The organism is Microbacterium sp. NPDC055357, from assembly GCF_053644835.1.
The window spans coordinates 13,158-29,138 of record NZ_JBSHLZ010000013.1 but is presented as its reverse complement, the minus strand read 5'-3'; the positions used below and the strand labels follow the sequence as shown (position 1 = coordinate 29,138).

Genomic DNA, 15,981 nt, shown 5'->3' with positions numbered 1-15,981 from the left:
GGGTCACCTCTCACACGTCGTGACGTAGCGGCGAATCGCCGCGGCATCCATACCGTCCAGGCCCAGCTCTTCCAAGCCGAGCCCGTCCGCGAACCAATCGGTCTCGTGGATGACGTTGTACACCGCGAGGATCGACGCGGTCAGTGGCATGTCGACTCCGAACACGCCGGCGATCGCGACCCACGGAACGAGTCCATAGGGGGCGTCCTCGGTGAGGTATCGATTGTGGATGCTGTTGGGCCCGGAGATCGGCGTCAGCGCGATCTCGCCGTGCAGAGCCTTGTACAGATCCTGCCAGGTGTAATCCTCCTGCAGGCCGCTGAAGTCCTCGACCGGTCGCAGGTGGTAGCCCAGCGCCGCGCCCAGCGACTTGCGTTCGCGGTCCAGCTGCACGTTGACCTTCATCGACGACGGCGTGACGCCGTGCTCGTAGAGGAAGAACTCGCGCGTGGGCGATTCGATGTGGCTGACGTTGAGCAGGCACGGCCCCGTGTGCACCGTGGGGTTGACGATGCTCAGGCCGCACTCGAGCACATCGTCGTAGAGCCGCGTGAAGGGGAAGAGGTCCTCGCGCACCTGGTCGAACAGCTCGGGACCCTTGCTGGCCGGCAGGAACGCGATGTTGATGTCGTTGTAGCCGTGCAGGGCGACCGAGGCCGGTCCGCTCAGCCGCACGTCGTAGGGCAGGTTGTTGGCGTCGGCGATGACGGGGCAGTCCTCGCCCTCGAGCGCCTTGCGGAACTCCAGCGCCGCGAAGGCGCCGGGGAACGACACGAGGATCTGGTCGCGGTTCACCCGACCCTTCAGCAGCTGGGCGTATGCGGCGTGCGCGAACGCGGGGGTCACGACGAGGATGTAGTCGGCTCCCGACACGGCCTCGTCGATGTCAGAGGTGACGACGTCCAGGAGCACGTCCTCGTTGAGGACGGACGTGACCTTGACCGTTCGGGTCGCGAAGAGCTGCTCGAGACGGCCGGCGAACTCCGGCATCTCGAACATGCGGACCTCGTGTCCGCGAAGCTTCATGTCTGCGGCCATCATGTGGGCGCCGTTTCCGCCGCCCAGCACCGCTACGCGCTTGTTCATCGGTCTCTCCTCCTTGAAAGAGTCTCGGTATGCCATCGGGGGCTCGCACGAGCCGGACGCCGACGGGATCGATCTCGGGTATCGCGCCCATCCTTCCGACTTCGACCCGCCGTGCCATCGGGGAAAGGATGGAAGTCCCGCGAGGGGTCGTCCGACAAACCGAGCAGAGTATGCACCTCCGAACTGGGCGTCATACGGCTCCGGCCGGTGCACGACACACCGCGATTAGACTCTGGGCATGGCCCCCGACCTCGTCGACGCGAAGCGCGCTCTGCGCGCCGACTTGCGCGAGCGCCGCCAACTGCTCTCGGACGGTGCACGGGATGCCGCGGCGAAGGGCATCAGCGAACAGCTCGACGCCCTCGTGGCCGAGCTCGGCGCCACGAGCCTGTCGTGCTTCCTGTCGACGACGACCGAGCCGGGAACCCGTGAGTTCGTCGACGCGGCTGTGGCCCGCGGCATCCGGGTTCTGCTGCCCATCACGCGCGCCGATGGCCTGCTCGACTGGTCGGTCGCCGCGGCTGACGGCGACATCGCCGAGGGGCTGTTCGGCATGCCGGAGCCGGTCGGCGAAGTGCTGGGGCCGATCGCCGTCAACGACGTCGACCTCATGATCATCCCGGCCGCGGCGGTCGCCCGCGACGGGATGCGGCTGGGCTGGGGCCGCGGATACTTCGACAAGACGCTCGGCTCGATGGAGCGGCGTCCTCCCGTCTACGCCGTCGTGTACGACTCCGAAGTGCTCGACGAGGTTCCCTTCGACGAGCTGGACCAACCCGTCTCCGGCATCGTGACGCCCACCCGTACCCTGACCCTGTCGCCCGAGCGACGCTGAGATCCCACCCGAGAGCAGCCCATGCCGACCTACGCTTATGCCTGCAAGCAGTGCAGCCACCGCTTCGACGCCGTCCAGTCCTTCGCCGACCCCACGCTCACCGAATGCCCCGAGTGCGGCGGCGCGCTGCGCAAGGAGTACGGCTCGATCGGCGTGACCTTCAACGGCTCCGGTTTCTACCGCACCGACTCGCGGGCCGGCGGCGGAAGCTCGTCGGGCAATTCCGGTGACTCCGGCTCGTCTTCTGGCACCGCGTCGTCGTCTTCGGCATCATCGAAGCCGGAGGCGAAATCCTCCCCCGCATCGACGGGTTCATAACCGGCGGAAGTCGGCGACACCAAGGGGGACCCTGTGATCAAGGGCTTCAAAGACTTCATCATGCGGGGCAATGTCATCGACCTTGCCGTCGCCGTCGTCATCGGAGCGGCGTTCACCGCGGTCGTCACCGCGATCGTCGACAGCATCATCACGCCGCTCATCTCGATCTTCTGGAAGCCGCAGGAGGACGGCGCGATCGGATTCCCCGTGCCCGACCTCTACGGCGGCACCGTCACGTTCCCGGTCGGCGGCCTGATCAATGCGCTCATCAGCTTCCTCGCGGTCGCGATCGTCGTCTACTTCGTGTTCGTCTTCCCGATGAACAAGTGGAAAGAGATCCAGGCGGCCAAGGCCGGCGTCGTCGAAGAGCCGCCCGCACCCACCGAGACCGAGCTCCTCATCCAGATCCGCGACCTTCTCGAGCGCCAGACCGGCGTCCAGGTCTCGTCGACCCCTCCCGCCGGCGACGCCCCGCGTCCCTGACCCCGCGGGCGCGCCCGTTGAGGGCGCGCCTGCGTTGAGGTCGCGCCCGCGTTGAGGTCGCGCCCCCTCTGTCGACTTGCGCCTAATGCGCGTCGCCCCCGGCGTGTCCCCCGCACAAGCCGCAAGTCAACTCACGCGGACGGCGCCCCGGCGCCCTGCCGCCCCGCCGCAGCGCGCCCCGCCCATCGTCGACTTGCGGCTAATGCGCGCCGCACCCGGCGTGTCCCCCGCACAAGGCGCAAGTCAACGCACGGCGAAGCCGGAGCCGCGCCGCCACGCCGCCGCGCCGCAGCGCGCCCCGCCCATCATCGACTTGCGGCTAATGCGCGCCGCACCCGGCGTGTCCCCCGCACAAGGCGCAAGTCAACGCACGGCGAAGCCGGAGCCGCGCCGCCGCGCCGCCGCGCCGCCGCGCCGCGCGCCCCCGCGCGCCCCCGCGCGGCCACGCGTCGCGTCAGTAGTGCGGGGGGACGTCCTGGCGCATGCGCTCGTCGTTCGGGCCTGACGACGAACCGGATGCCGCGGCATCCGGTTCGTCCTCCGCCAGGGGTTCGTCCGTGGCCCCGGCGACGGGCGTGAGCCTCACCCGGCGAGAACCGGGCACCCGCACGAGCTTCTGCCGGTCGTCGTCAGTCGACATCGATGGGCTGCGTCTGCTGCTCTGCCCGCGGCGCTTCGGGCCCCACGCCGAGCAGTTCGGCGATGCGGGTCGCGACGGCGCGCGGGTCGCTGTACAGGTCGAACGAGTGCACGCGCACGTAGTGCCAGCCCAGGCGCCGCAGGATCTGGGGTCGCAGGCGCAGCGCTTCGCGCAGCGACTCGCCGATCGTCTCGGGGTCGCTCTCGGCGACGACCGCCTTGCCCTTGAACTGCGCGACGAGCGGCAGCGTGCCGCGGTAGTGCACGTCGACGGCGACCCCGAGGCTGCGCAGCTCGCGGGCGAGCGCGAGGGTGAGCGGGTCGGCGAGGTCTTCGAGGCGGGCGTCGCGCGAGCGCGCGGCGATCCCCCCGAGGATCCCCATCAGCGTCGCGGCGCCGTGCTCGAGCCGTCCGTCGTCGAAGGACGAGGGCCGGATCGACGACACGATCACCATCGAGCGGCGCGCGCGGGTCATGCCGACCGTGAGCAGGCGCTCGCCGTCGGGGGTCGACAGGTCGCCGAAGTCGCTGAGCACGCGGCCGTGCTTGGTGAGCCCGAACCCGAGCGAGAAGACGACGCGGTCGCGGCTCTCGGCCACCGATTCCTCGAGGGTCAGCACGGCGAACGGCTCGGCGGTGTCGCGCGAGACGAAGTCGGCGACGTCGGAGCGTCCCGCGAAGGCCCGTTCGACCGCGGCGCGCACCCGCTCGGCGTGCTTGGCGCTGGCGGTCACGACCATGAGCGACTCGCTGCCGCGGTTGACGGCGTGCTCGACGACGAGGGTGACGACGCGCGCGACCTCGGCGTCGGGGCTCTCGACGGCGCCGCTCACGGGATCGGGCGCGCCCGTGCCGCCTTCGACGTAGTCGACGCTCAAGCTGCCGCGACCGAGATACGACCCGGCCCACGGGTACGACACGATCTCGCCGCCGTAGAACGCTGCGTTGACGAGCTCGGCGAGGTCTTCTCCGCCGGCGCGGTAGCTGCGGGTGAGGGTCTCGACGGGCACGATGTCGGCGAAGCGCTCGAACAGGCTCGTGTCGTCGAAGGGAACCTCGGGTTCGTCGTCGGCGGGCGGCCCGACGACCGCGGCGACGCCGAACGGCGTGGGCTTCTGCGTCACGGGGTCGCCGAACACGACGACCTGCCGTGCGCGGCGCAGCGCCGGTGCCGCTTCGGCGACGCAGAGCGCACCGGCATCCGCGATGATGACGACGTCGAAGCCGAACGCGTCGGGGATCGAGGGCACGTCGTAGGGCGACGAGAGCCAGACGGGCGCGAGGGTGCGCAGCAGGGTCGGAGCGGCCGCGAAGAGCTGCGACGGGGTCGCCTTGCCGTCCTTCAGCAGACGCTTGAGCGCCGTCGCCTCGCCGGCTTCATCGACGATCCCGATGCGCCACTGCGTCGCGAGCTGCGCGGCCAGCAGCGGACCGGATGCCGCGGCATGCGCTTCGTCGACGAGCCGGAAGTCGCGCTCCAGCCGGTCGACGACGGCCGTGTTCGCCCCGAGCAGGCCGCGGTCGTTGCGCAGCAGGTGCTCGAGCGCCGACTGCCACCACGCGTACTCGAGCTCGGGTCCGACGAGGTCTTCGGGCACGTGGCGCACCGACAGTTCGGACAGGAGCGGCTCGAGACCGAGCTGCGACAGCTCGGTGCGCAGCGTCGCGCGCTCGACGAGGTTGTCGAAGACGTCGGACTCGGCGGCCAGGCCGGCGACGGTGCGCACGAGCTCGGCGACGGGCAGGGTCGCCAGGCGGTCCGCTTCGGAGCGGCCCAGCGTGCGATCGAGCTCGGCCAGTTCGGCGTCGACGCGCTGCCATGCGACCTGCACGTCGCCGAGGCCCAGCGGCACTTCGGGCGCGACGCCCGCTTCGACGAGCCGCTGCCACTCGGTGCGCTGCTGCTGGATGCGCAGGAGCGCCTCGTGCATGTCCGCGATGTGCACGCCCGGACGGATGTACTCCTTCGACAGCCGGCGCAGGCGTCGCCGGTTCGCCCCCGTCATGGTGGGGGCGTCGCGCCGCGGCCCGTGCGCCTGGATCAGTTCGCCCAGCGGACGCTCGAACACCGTCAGGCTGAACCGGTCGAGCGAATCGCGGATCCCCTGCAGCAGTCGCAGATAGACGCCGAGCTCGGCGATCGTGCGGAAGGGGCGCATCCGCGTCTGCGCGATGAGCTCGTAGCCGCGCTCGAGCAGTGCGGGCAGGTCCTGCCGGTGCAGGCGCGACGCGAGCCCGTGGGCGTTGCGGGCTTCCTCGGTCGTCTCGAACGAGACGCCGTACCAGGGCGAGTCGTCGGGTCCGAAGCGGAATTCGCCCAGCCGCGCGGCGGCGGCGAGCTTCGCGGCGGCCTCGGCGCGCACGGGAGCGAGCCGCTGCAGGGCTCCGATGTCGAAGCGCGCCGTCGTCGCCGGCGCGGGTTCGCGCGCCGTGAGCTCGGCGAGGGTGCGCAGGATGTCGAGGACCGACACCGAAAGAGTCGGATGCTGCGACGTGACGGCGCCGCGATAGTCGCGCAGCACGCCGCGCAGCCGCACGAGCGCGTCGTCGATGTCGGACACCTTGGGCGGCTCGGCCTTCTCGTTGCGGCCGATCGCGCGGATGAGGTCGCGCTGCACGTGCCGCGGCGACACGGCGAGCCCGGGCAGCCCGACGCCGCTGAGGCGGTGACGCACGCCCTCGAGCGTCGAGCGGCGAGCGCTCACGACGAGCACGCGCTTGCCGTCTTTCACGAGCTGGCCGACGGCGTTGATGACGGTCTGCGTGCCGCCCGTGCCGGGCAGCGTGTGCACGACGAGCGACTGCCCCGCCGCGATCTTCTCGAGCACGCGCTCCTGCTCGGCGTCGGCATCGAGCAGCAGCGTGTCGGATGCCGGGGGTCGCTCATCGGGGTTCGTCCGCGTCGGCACGGTGACGCGCGTCGCGAGCCGCTCGCGATCGCCCGGGTGACCGGCGAGCGCATTCAGTACGGGGTGGTCGAGGTTCGCAGCATCCGTCGCCATCGCCGCGCCCACGTCGCCGAAGCTCGACACGACGAGCCGCGGATGCACCGTGAACGAGGCGATGTCGCGCGTGATGGCGCGCAGGTGGTCGATGACCGGCTGCGGCTTGAAGACGCCCTCGTCGTAGGCGAGCGCGGCGAGCGCGGTGGCGTCGATCTCGATGCCGAAGTGCGTGCGCAGGGCGCGGGCGAGCTCGGGGTTCAGCGTGATGGGGCCGTGCAGCTTGACCTCGAAGTCCGCCTGGTGGCGCCGGATCGCGAGGGGACGCAGCAGCACGGGGGCGGTGCAGACGAGGCCGGCGATGCGCCACGATGCGAGACCGACGGCGAGGTGCACGGTGTCGAGCCCGCGGGTCGTGCGCAGCTCGACGCTCTTGGCGGTGATGCGCTCGGCGGCCAGGCGCGCATTGCGCAGCGCGACCTCGTCGCGGAAGAGGTTGGACAGCAGCGTCGACCGGCCGGTCAGGAACTGCGGGAGGCTGCTCGGGTGGGCCTGCGTGATCTCGATGCCGGCGTCGTCCCGGTCCGTGTAGTGCAGCAGCGTGGAGCGTCCGCCGAGCTGGGCGGCTTCGCGGCGCAGTCGCTCGCGTTCGGGGTCGGCGATGTGCGCCACCTCGACGCCGGGATCGGACAGCCCGAGGTCTGCCGGAGTCACCGTCGCGCCCTCCGAGTCCTCGTCACCGATCACGGTGTTGCCATTCGATCGCCACACGACAGCCACATTAGGTGCCCCCTGCCCGCGGTGCTTGCATCCGCGCCGGGTTTCACGGTATTAGGAGCACCCGTTCCTCCCCATCGTGCATCGACGATCCGCATTCCCCCGCTCGTCGCTTCCCGCGCCGCGGCACGCTCGGGCGCGTCAGGATGGTCCCCATGACCGCTCCGACGCCGCGCTTCCTCGTCCATCCCTCTCCCGTCGGCGACATCCTCATCGTGGCCGAGGGCGAGCGCATCGTGTCGCTCGCGCCCTTCGACGCGCCTCTCGGCGTCGAGCTCGAGCAGCTGTCGCGACGACTGGGCGCGGTTCCCGAGCCCGAGACGACGGATGCCGCGGTGACGGCCGCCGCGCAGCTCGACGAGTACTTCGCGGGCGAGCGCCGCCAGTTCACCGTCGACCTCGAGTGGCGGCTCGTGCGCGGATTCCGGCGCGACGCGCTCGAGGCGGCCTGCGAGGTCCCCTACGGCGAGACGGCCAGCTACGGAGAAGTCGCCATCATGGCCGGGCGCCCCGGGGCCGCGCGCGCGGTCGGAACGGCGTGCGCGACGACGCCGTTCTCGATCGTCGTGCCCGCGCACCGCGTCGTGCGCGCCGACGGTTCGCTCGGTCAGTACGGGCGCCACCCCGCCCTCAAGAGGTACCTCATCGACATGGAGCACGCGGCACTCGCCGGCCGCACCGGCAGCCGGGGCGCGAGCGTGTAGGCCGTTCGCGCCCCGGCTGCGCCTCGGCTGCACCCCGGCTGCACCCCGGCTGCGTCTCTCGGGGGCGCAGGATGTGGGCGGGTTCGGGGCCGGGAGGCGGCATCGGCCCGGTGGTATCGTCGTCGCTACGAAAGCGGCGGCGTCGCCGCACCCGGAAGCAGGTAGGCGGTGGGAGCAGCTCCGACGACCCTCGAGGTCGATGCGCAGCTCGTCGCACGCGCCGTCGACCAATTGACCCGGCGCACCCGGTTCCCGGTCGCGTTCGGTGGTTTCGAGCGCGACGGCGCCGTGCACATCTCCGCGATCGCGGGAGCGCGCACGCGCCACCTCGAGGGCCTCGTCGTGCAGGCCGGTCGGGGTCTCGGCGGTCGCGCCCTCGTCGAGCGGCGCCCGCGGCTCGCCCTGGACTACCGGTCGTCGCGCGTCATCACGCACGACTACGACCGGGCTGTGCTCGGTGAGGGGATCGCGACGCTCTTCGCGGTCCCCGTGCTCGTCGGCGGTCGCGCCCGCGGCGTGCTGTATTGCGGGTCGTGGTCCGAGTCCCCCGTGGGCGATGTCGTCACCGGTCCCGCATTCGACATCGCGAGCGACCTCGCCACCGAGCTGCGCGTGCGCGACGAGGTCGAGCGCCGCCTCGCCGCGGCCATGCCTCCGACGTCGGCGGGGTCGCTGAGCGGCTCGGCGAGAGAAGAGCTGCGGCAGAGCTATGTCGAGCTGCGCACGATCGCCTCGTCGGTGAGCGACTCGGCGCTGCGCGGGCGGCTCGAGCACGTCGAGCGGCGCCTGGCCGCCCTGTCGGCCGAGACCGCGGACACCCCGGCTGAACCGGACGTGCGACTCTCGCGCCGTGAGACCGACGTTCTCGCGTGCGCCGCGGTGGGTTCGCGCAATGCCGAGATCGCCGTCATCCTCGGCCTCAAAGAAGTCACCGTCAAGTCGTATCTGCAATCGGCGATGGCGAAACTCGATGTCTCGAGTCGGCACGCCGCGGTCGTGAAGGCGCGACGCGCGGGAATTCTTCCTTGAGCAGCAGATGCCGCGCATCAGAAATGCGCATTTCGTTCTGCGGATCGAGGGAATGACTATCACCTGAATTGTGGTGTCGAAATAATCGAATAGTCACGGGAGCGATATAGGCGTATTGTGCTTCCATGGCTCGCAGAATTGTGCATCAACTCGTCGACGATCTGGACGGCACCGTCCTCGAAGTGGGTGAAGGTGAAACGGTGCTCTTCTCGCTCGACGGCGTCGCGTATGAGATCGACGTGAGCGCCGAGAACGCACGGTCCCTGCGCGATTCCCTCGAGCGTTTCGTGGCGGCCGGCCGCCGCATCTCCGCTTCGCGGGGCACGACGACCACGGGCGGCAACGCCACCCGCACGCGCCGCCGCTCGGGGCAGAGCGATTACAGCGGCATCCGCGCCTGGGCGAAAGACAACGGATTCCGGATCTCGGATCGTGGCCGAGTTCCGGCGTCGGTCATCGAGGCCTACGAGGCGGCCCACTGACCCGTCGACAACTCCGGAAGACAGCGACTCCCGACGGCTTCACGCCGTCGGGAGTCGCTTTTGTCCGGAGTTGTCGACACCCCGGCGCGGTCAGAAGTCGCGGAGGATGTCCTCCACGCGGTCCTTCGCGTCACCGAAGAGCATCTGCGCGTTCTCGCGGAAGAACAGCGGGTTCTGCACGCCGGCGTAACCCGACGCCATCGATCGCTTGAACACGATGACGTTCTCGGCCTCCCACGCGCGCACGACGGGCATGCCGGCGATCGGTGAACCCGGGTCCTCGGCGGCGGCGGGGTTGACGGTGTCGTTCGCGCCGATCACGAGCACGACGTCGGTGCGCGCGAGGTCGTCGTTGATCTCGTCCATCTCGAGGACGATGTCGTACGGCACCTTCGCTTCGGCCAGGAGCACGTTCATGTGCCCGGGCAGGCGTCCCGCGACGGGGTGGATGCCGAACTTCACGTCGACACCGCGTTCGCGCAGGCGATGGGCGAGGTCGGCGACGGGGTACTGCGCCTGCGCGACGGCCATGCCGTAGCCGGGCACGATGACCACCGACGACGCCCCCGCGAGCATGTCCGCGACCGACGCCGCGTCGATCTCGCGGTGCTCGCCGTGGTCCTCGTCGCCCGAGCTGGGCGCCTCGATACCGAAACCGCCGGCGATGACCGAGAAGAACGACCGGTTCATCGCCTTGCACATGATGTAGCTGAGGTAGGCACCCGAGGATCCGACGAGCGCACCGGTGACGATGAGCAGGTCGTTGTTGAGCAGGAAGCCCGCCGCGGCCGCCGCCCAGCCGGAGTAGCTGTTGAGCATCGACACGACCACGGGCATGTCGCCGCCGCCGATCGAGGCGACCAGGTGCCAGCCCAGGGCGAGGGCGAGGATCGTGACGACGACGAGCATCCACATCTCGGGCGAGATGACGTACCAGACGGTCAGCCCGGCGAAGACGACGAGAGCGCCGAGGTTGAGGATGTTCTTGCCCGGCAGCACGAGCGGCTTCGACGAGATGCGGCCCGACAGCTTCAGGAACGCGACGATCGACCCGGTGAAGGTGATGCCACCGATGAACACCCCGATGAACACCTCGGCGTGGTGGATGTCGCGCAGCGCCCCGGTGAGGCCCCCGTCATACAGTGCGCCGTTCCAGCCGACGAGCACGGCGGCGGCACCGACGAACGAATGCAGCAGCGCGATGAGCTCGGGCATGCCGGTCATCTCGACCACGCGTGCCCGCCACAGGCCGATCGCGGCGCCGATGACGATCGCGATGAGCATGATGACGAGGCCCGTCATCATCCCCTCGCTGGGCGACTGCGACATCAGCCAGATCGTCGCGACGAGCGCGATGGTCATGCCGACGATGCCGTAGGACACTCCCGCGCGGGACGTCTCGTGCTTGGACAGCCCCGCGAGGCTCAGGATGAACAGCAGCGCCGCGACGAGATACGCGGCGGTGGCGATCGCTTCCGGGTTCATCGGGCGTCCCCCTTCGAGAACATGCGCAGCATGCGTCTGGTCACGGCGAACCCGCCGAAGATGTTGATGCTGGCCACCAGCACGCCCACGCCGGCGAGGATCTGCACGACCAGGTCATCCGTGGTCAGCTGCAGCATCGCGCCGACGATGATGATGCCCGAGATCGCGTTCGTGACACTCATGAGCGGGGTGTGCAGCGCGTGCGCGACCTTGCCGATCACATAGAAACCGACGACGACCGCGAGGGCGAACACCGTCAGGTGCTGCGGCAGCGGCTGCGGCGCGAAAGCGGCGGCGAGGAACAGCAGCACAGCCGCAGCGGCGAACCCGATGATCTTCGGGGCCTTGCGCGCGGGTCCCGCCACGGGCGCGACCACGGCGGCGGGCTTCGCAGCCGGCGGCGCGGCGGAGACCTGCACCGGCGGCGGCGGCCACGTCTCGACACCGTCGCGCACCACGGTCACCGACCGCTGCACGATGTCCTCGAAATCCAGCGTGAGCTGACCGTCCTTGCCCGGAGTGAGCAGCGTCAGCAGGTTCACGAGGTTCGTGCCGTACAGCTGCGACGCCTGAGCGGCGAGCCGACCCGCGAGGTCGGTGTATCCGAGGATGATCACGCCGTTGGCGGTGACGACCCGCTCCCCCGCGACCGAGCCCTCGACATTGCCGCCCGACGATGCCGCCATGTCGACGATGACCGAGCCCGGCTTCATCGTCGCGACATCGGCCGCCGTGATCAGACGCGGCGCGGCGCGCCCCGGGATCTGCGCCGTCGTGATGATGATGTCGACATCGGCCGCCTGCTCGGAGTACATCTCCGCCGCACGCCGGTCGTACGCCTCGCTCGTCGCTTTCGCATAGCCGTCGGTGGACTGCTCGACCGCGACCTCGACCTTGAGGTACTCCCCGCCGATCGACTTGACCTGGTCGGCGACCTCCGGACGCGGGTCGGTCGCGCGCACGATCGCACCGAGACTGGATGCCGCACCCACGGCCGCCAACCCCGCGACACCGGCCCCGGCCACAAGCACCTTGGCCGGAGGCACCTTGCCCGCCGCCGTCACCTGCCCCGTGAAGAACCGGCCGAACTCGTTCGCCGCCTCGACAACGGCCCGGTAGCCGGCGATGTTCGCCATCGAGGACAGCACATCCATCGACTGGGCCCGCGAGATGCGCGGCACGGCGTCCATCGCGATCGCCGTGATCCCGCGCACCGCGAGCGCAGCCCGCAGCTCCGGCCGCAGCGCCGGACTCAGCAGACCCACGATCGTCGCGCCGTCAGAGAGCCGACCGATCTCCTCATCGGTCGGCGCGTCGACCTTCAAGACGATGGGCGCGGCCCACGCCGCCGCCGCGTCGACGACGTCGGCGCCGGCCTCGGCGAACGCGGAATCCGGGAACGACGACGCGGTTCCCGCCCCCGATTCGACCGAAACGTCGTAACCCAATTGGCGCAGCTTCACCACCGTCGCCGGCGTCGCGGCGACCCGGGCTTCCCCCGGACGCTCGGCGACTATGCCGATACGAGACATGCACAGCTCCTTCGCTCACGTGTGCACGCCGGAAAGGCAGCACATTTCCAGACTCTAATGGTCATCATGACCAGAACGCACATCGACGCCTCGAAAGGACGTAACATTCTCGCGGCGCCGGCGGGGACGCACCGCGAGATCAGGAGTTCCGGCCGGACGGGGCATCCTGCGGCAGATCCGCCTGTCCTCACCAGATCTCCCGATCTCCCGATCTGAGATAACCGAGTCCCGATCTGACACGGCCTAGAGCAGAGCGTCGATCCGCGCAACCCCAAGCCTCATCTGGGCGGAGTGTTTCCGTGCCGAGCCTTCAGCGCGTACCGTCTCGGTATGGGACTGTTCTTCCGCAGAGAACCACGAACCATCCGCCTCGAGGATGCATCGATCGAGCTCGAGGCCACACGCCAGCCGTGGAGCCTGTGGGCCGACGGCTTTGGCAAGCTCGCGATCCGGGCGCTGCAGGTGATCCTCGTCGTCGCGGTCGCCGCCGGCATCATCTTCGTCATCCAGACGCTGACGCTCGTGACCATCCCCCTCGTGATCGCGCTCATCCTCGCCTCGGCGTTCTCGCCCGTCATGCGGCTCATGCGGCGACGCGGCTTCCCTCCGCTGCTCGCGACGGTGCTGACCCTGCTGGCGATCGTCGTGATCCTGACACTCCTCGGCTGGCTCATCGTCTGGGCCGTGCGCGACCAGTGGGACGAGCTCTACGCGCAAGCGGAAGACGGCGTCCAGAGCCTGCTCGCCTGGATCAACACCTTGCCGTTCGATTTCCTCTCCGCCGACCAGATCGATGAGTGGCTCGCCGCTCTCGGCGACTTCGTCACGAGCGCGCAGTTCGGATCGGGCGCGATCGCCGGCATCGGCGCCGTCGCGAGCTTCGTCACGGGCCTCGTGCTGATGGTCGTGATCCTGTTCTTCTTCCTGAAGGACGGTCCGCGCATGTGGGAGTTCCTGCTGCGCCCCTTCCGCGGCGCGAACTACGCCCGCGCCCGCCGCATCGGCGACAAGACGGTGTCGGTGCTCGGGTCTTACGTGCGAGGAACAGCGACCGTCGCGGCCGTCGATGCCATCGGCATCCTGATCGGTTTGCTCATCTTGCAAGTGCCGCTGGCGATCCCGCTGGCCGTGCTGGTCTTTTTGCTCGCGTTCATCCCGATCGTCGGAGCCACGCTCGCCGGCATCCTCGCGGCCCTCGTCGCCCTCGTTGCGAACGACTGGGTGAACGCCCTCTTCGTCGTCGGTGTCGTCGTGCTCGTGAACCAGCTCGAGGGCAACTTCCTGCAGCCGGTGCTCATGGGCCGGTCGATGAAGCTGCACGCCTTCGTGATCTTGGTCGCCTTGACCGTCGGCACCGCGCTGGGCGGCATCGTGGGGGCCGTGCTCGCCGTGCCGATCGCCGCGGCCGTCTGGGGCGTCGTGCAGGTGTGGGATGGCCCCGACCTTCCGGCGCGCTGGGCTCGCCCGAAGCATCCGTTGCAAGCCTGACCTCGCTTGGTTTATTTGCCTCGAACTGCGCTGCGCGCTGACCACGCGCAGCAAAGTGAGTCAACTGAACCAGCCACCCCCGAGTTCACTTGCCTCAAAGTGCTCAAAGAGCACCGCTCGGCCAGCAAAGTGAGGCAAACGAAGGGATGCCGCGCACCCAACGCCTCCGCTGGCCCACCCCGCCCGGCTCCACCCCGCTGGCCCCAGCCCGCCCGGCCTCAGTCCTGCGTGCCCTCGCGCTCGGCGGTCGAGGGCTCGGCCGTGATCGCGCGACCCTCGGCGAGGTAGGCGAGGCGGTGCAGGGTTTCGCGGTTGCGCCAGTACAGCGGCACATCGAGCACGGGCGCCGGCACGAAGCGCCCGGGGCCCGAGACGGCCTCCTCGTGCATGCGCACGAGGCACCGCCCGGCGGAGTGCGCCTTCACGTCGATCACGACGCGGGCTTCGCCCAGCGGCCAGCCGCGTGCCCGCAGCACGGCGCGCCGCGGAGGGTCCCACTCGAGGCTCACGGTTGTGTCGTCGATGAGCGCGGGCCACACCCCGAACGAGTGATGCAACTCAGCGCCGGGTTGCGGCCACGTCGCGTCGACGTCGCGCATGCGCGAGGCGCCGACGACCCACGAGGGGTAGAGCCATCCGTTCGAGAGCACGTCGAAGACGTGCTCGGGTTCACAGCGCAGCATCCGGACGTTGGTCGACATGGTTCGACTCTGTCACCCGGCACGGCGCGGACGCACGGGGTTTTCCCCGCGCGCCATGTGGGCTATACGACCGACGCGCCGCACATGCCGCACTCGCCCTTCGCCGACACCTCGACGAAGCACGACGGGCACATCGCGCGCGGCTTCGGGTCCGCCGCGGGGGTGCGGCGCGGTGCGCTGGTGCGCTCGGGTCGGGATGCCGCACGGGCGCGAGCCGGCGCAGCGACAGGCTCCGGGCGGGCGACGACGGGAGCATGCGGCTGGCAGTAGAAGCGCACGAAACCGTCGTGATGACGTGGATGCCGGTGCTTGAACGCCCACAGCTCGGTGCGCTCACGGGGCTCCGACGACATGCCGCAGGTGAAGCAGCGCGTCGGCTCGCCGGGCACGAGATCGGCGACCAGCATCGGCGTCTCGAATGGAATGGACTGTCGCCAGTCCGCTGATGCGGCAACCTTCATGCGGTGAGCCTCGCTTTCCCCGCCATCAACGTTACGCGACGGCGACGACCTCGCGGGCCGCCCCCGCGGAAGCATTCGCGCGCATGCGATGTTGCGCCCTGTATGGACTATGGGCATCCGATCCGCTTCGGCACGTTCCTCACCCCTGTCGCGGGCGATCCGCAGCGTCCCGTGCAGCTCGCGCAGATGAGCGAGCATCTCGGCTTCGACCTCGTCACGTTCCAGGACCACCCGTATCAGCCGGCGTTCCTCGACACGTGGACGCTGCTGTCCTACGTCGCCGCTTCGACCTCGACGATCCACCTCGCGCCGAACGTGCTGAACCTGCCGATGCGACCGGCGCCGGTCACGGCGCGAGCCGCGGCATCCCTCGATCTGCTCTCGGGCGGTCGGTTCGCACTCGGTCTCGGCGCCGGCGGATTCTGGGATGCGATCGAGGCGATGGGCGCGCGCCGCTTGACCCCCGGCGAGGCCGTCGATGCGCTGGCCGAAGGCATCGGCGTGATCCGCGAACTGTGGGACACCGACACGCGCGGCGGGGTGCGCGGCGGCGAGTACTACCCCATGAAGGGCGCCAAGCGCGGGCCCGCACCCGCGCACCGCGTGCCGATCTGGATCGGCGCCTACAAACCCCGGATGCTGCGCCTCACCGGCCGCCTCGGCGACGGGTGGCTGCCCTCTCTCGGCTACATGAAGCCGGGTGACCTCGCCGCCGGAAACGCTCGCATCGACGATGCCGCGACGAGCGCCGGCCGGCGCCCCGACGAGGTCGTGCGCCTGCTCAACATCTCGGGGCGGGAGACCGCCGATCAGCTCGCGGCGCTCGCCCTCGAAGACGGTGTCTCGACGTTCATCGTCGGCAGCGACGACCCCGGCATGCTCGAACGGTTCTCGTCCGAGGTCGCCCCTGTCGTGCGTGACGCCGTCGCCGCCGAGCGGGCGTCTGCCACACCCTCGGCCCCGGCCCACCCCGGTCCCTGACCCTGCCGAACCGCCCCCTGAGCCCACCGAAGGGTCGC

At 70.0% G+C, this 15,981-nt stretch carries 14 protein-coding genes and 1 pseudogene; 8 read left to right on the top strand and 7 right to left on the bottom strand.

Going from position 1 to position 15,981, the window contains the following annotated elements; genetic code table 11:
• Positions 1–3: 3 nt before the first annotated feature.
• Positions 4–1,086 carry an NAD/NADP octopine/nopaline dehydrogenase family protein gene (locus ACWICD_RS13535; protein WP_454140469.1) on the bottom strand — a complete coding sequence of 361 codons (1,083 nt, stop codon included), beginning with the start codon at positions 1,084–1,086 and terminating at the stop codon, positions 4–6.
• A 238-nt stretch (positions 1,087–1,324) separates the two neighbouring features.
• Here ACWICD_RS13535 and ACWICD_RS13530 point away from each other — a divergent pair, with 238 nt between their 5' ends.
• Genes ACWICD_RS13530 through mscL form a run of 3 tightly spaced genes read left to right on the top strand, consistent with a single transcriptional unit; the run spans position 1,325 to position 2,722 of the window.
• Positions 1,325–1,921, top strand: a complete 597-nt coding sequence (locus tag ACWICD_RS13530) for a 5-formyltetrahydrofolate cyclo-ligase (RefSeq protein WP_454140468.1) — start codon at positions 1,325–1,327, stop codon at positions 1,919–1,921.
• Between the two features lie 21 nt (positions 1,922–1,942).
• On the top strand, positions 1,943–2,239 hold the full coding sequence (locus ACWICD_RS13525) for an FmdB family zinc ribbon protein (RefSeq protein WP_454140467.1): 297 nt from the start codon (positions 1,943–1,945) through the stop codon (positions 2,237–2,239).
• A gap of 33 nt (positions 2,240–2,272) precedes the next feature.
• Positions 2,273–2,722 (top strand): large conductance mechanosensitive channel protein MscL, encoded by a 450-nt coding sequence (mscL, locus tag ACWICD_RS13520; protein WP_376131409.1) that lies wholly within the window; start codon positions 2,273–2,275, stop codon positions 2,720–2,722.
• A gap of 454 nt (positions 2,723–3,176) precedes the next feature.
• On the opposite strand, the gene ACWICD_RS13515 is transcribed toward mscL, so the two are convergent.
• Both ACWICD_RS13515 and ACWICD_RS13510 read right to left on the bottom strand, forming a co-directional pair.
• On the bottom strand, positions 3,177–3,362 hold the full coding sequence (locus ACWICD_RS13515) for a hypothetical protein (RefSeq protein ID WP_454136348.1): 186 nt from the start codon (positions 3,360–3,362) through the stop codon (positions 3,177–3,179).
• Positions 3,352–7,074, bottom strand: a complete 3,723-nt coding sequence (locus ACWICD_RS13510) for an AAA family ATPase (protein ID WP_376127969.1) — start codon at positions 7,072–7,074, stop codon at positions 3,352–3,354. The genes ACWICD_RS13515 and ACWICD_RS13510 overlap by 11 nt, the downstream gene beginning before the upstream one ends.
• A 161-nt stretch (positions 7,075–7,235) precedes the next feature.
• On the opposite strand from ACWICD_RS13510, the gene ACWICD_RS13505 reads away from it, so the two are divergent.
• The 3 genes from ACWICD_RS13505 to ACWICD_RS13495 all read left to right on the top strand — a co-directional run bounded on the left by ACWICD_RS13505 (position 7,236) and on the right by ACWICD_RS13495 (position 9,295).
• Entirely contained in the window at positions 7,236–7,784 is a 549-nt protein-coding gene (locus ACWICD_RS13505; RefSeq protein ID WP_376127971.1) for a methylated-DNA--[protein]-cysteine S-methyltransferase, read from the top strand.
• Between the two features lie 168 nt (positions 7,785–7,952).
• Positions 7,953–8,813, top strand: a complete 861-nt coding sequence (locus ACWICD_RS13500) for a LuxR C-terminal-related transcriptional regulator (protein WP_454140466.1) — start codon at positions 7,953–7,955, stop codon at positions 8,811–8,813.
• Positions 8,814–8,938: 125 nt separating this feature from the next.
• On the top strand, positions 8,939–9,295 hold the full coding sequence (locus ACWICD_RS13495) for a histone-like nucleoid-structuring protein Lsr2 (protein ID WP_376127974.1): 357 nt from the start codon (positions 8,939–8,941) through the stop codon (positions 9,293–9,295).
• A 90-nt stretch (positions 9,296–9,385) separates the two neighbouring features.
• Here ACWICD_RS13495 and pntB read toward each other — a convergent pair whose 3' ends face one another.
• A complete protein-coding gene (gene pntB, locus ACWICD_RS13490) occupies positions 9,386–10,780 on the bottom strand; it encodes a Re/Si-specific NAD(P)(+) transhydrogenase subunit beta (protein ID WP_454140465.1) in 1,395 nt (464 codons plus the stop codon).
• A complete protein-coding gene (locus ACWICD_RS13485) occupies positions 10,777–12,312 on the bottom strand; it encodes a Re/Si-specific NAD(P)(+) transhydrogenase subunit alpha (RefSeq protein ID WP_454140464.1) in 1,536 nt (511 codons plus the stop codon). The genes pntB and ACWICD_RS13485 overlap by 4 nt, the downstream gene beginning before the upstream one ends.
• Positions 12,313–12,642: 330 nt before the next feature.
• On the opposite strand from ACWICD_RS13485, the gene ACWICD_RS13480 reads away from it, so the two are divergent.
• Positions 12,643–13,800 carry an AI-2E family transporter gene (locus ACWICD_RS13480; RefSeq protein ID WP_454140463.1) on the top strand — a complete coding sequence of 386 codons (1,158 nt, stop codon included), beginning with the start codon at positions 12,643–12,645 and terminating at the stop codon, positions 13,798–13,800.
• A 218-nt stretch (positions 13,801–14,018) separates the two neighbouring features.
• Here the strand turns inward: ACWICD_RS13480 and ACWICD_RS13475 are convergent, their stop codons facing one another.
• Positions 14,019–14,501, bottom strand: a complete 483-nt coding sequence (locus tag ACWICD_RS13475; protein ID WP_454140462.1) for an SRPBCC family protein — start codon at positions 14,499–14,501, stop codon at positions 14,019–14,021.
• A 62-nt stretch (positions 14,502–14,563) separates the two neighbouring features.
• Positions 14,564–14,962: a glucose-6-phosphate dehydrogenase gene (locus tag ACWICD_RS13470; RefSeq protein WP_454140461.1), complete on the bottom strand. Its 399-nt coding sequence runs from the start codon at positions 14,960–14,962 to the stop codon at positions 14,564–14,566.
• Positions 14,963–15,064: 102 nt separating this feature from the next.
• On the opposite strand from ACWICD_RS13470, the pseudogene ACWICD_RS13465 reads away from it, so the two are divergent.
• Positions 15,065–15,925, top strand: a pseudogene (locus tag ACWICD_RS13465) (LLM class flavin-dependent oxidoreductase); the annotation flags it as partial.
• Positions 15,926–15,981: the final 56 nt, after the last annotated feature.